The 715-nt window shown below is 42.4% G+C and carries 1 protein-coding gene; it reads right to left on the bottom strand.

What is annotated here, in order from left to right; genetic code table 11:
• Positions 1–146: 146 nt before the first annotated feature.
• On the bottom strand, positions 147–557 hold the full coding sequence (locus tag AC1DVB_RS27775) for a glycerophosphodiester phosphodiesterase family protein (protein ID WP_477592072.1): 411 nt from the start codon (positions 555–557) through the stop codon (positions 147–149).
• Positions 558–715: the final 158 nt, after the last annotated feature.

The following is a 715-nucleotide window of genomic DNA, read 5'->3' as shown; positions in this document are numbered from 1 at the left end:
GATATTTGGGTGAATTGCACTTCCGCCTATTGCCTTGGCATATATCCACGGCATGTATAGGCCATCCCTATATAGCGGTGCCGTTTCCAATTCTGGTGCCAATCGATGGCAATTGACCAAACTGTAATGATTGAAAGAAGAAAGGATTATCCTTTCCTCCATTTCGTAGGTACGGATGAGCCGGATGACTTTCTCTTCCAAGCCTGGATACAGAAAACCGTATTTTTCAATTCAATATTGCAAAAAAGCTGATTATCATTAAGCCAAATAAACAGTTCTTCAAGCGTGGGAATCTTTTCATCACCAAAATTACCCTTATGGGTTGCGGAAGCATTAAGGGTTTTCAACTCCTTTAATGTCCGGTCTTTTACATACCCCGAGGCATTCGTGGTCCGATCGAGCTTTTCATCGTGGATGATGACCACTTCTCCATCTTTCGAGAGCTGGACATCCGTTTCAATTCCGTCCGCACCGACACGGGCAGCTTCCTTGAACGCCGACATCGTATTTTCCGGATGAGTTCCTGCAGAGCCTCGATGTGCAAAGATTAAGGTCATGATGAAACGCCGCCTCTCTCAAAAATTGTTATACACCGATTTTATGAACAGAAACAGCAAATTATTTTCATCTAGATCAATTCTACAATCAAAACGCAGGTGATTATTTTCTGCATAGAAGGTTCCTTTCCTCRAATCACTCCATTTCTTTTACAATC

It is taken from the genome of Peribacillus sp. P4_D6, from assembly GCF_056401795.1.
The sequence above is the reverse complement of the archived record's forward strand: the minus strand, read 5'-3'. Positions and strand labels throughout refer to the sequence as shown.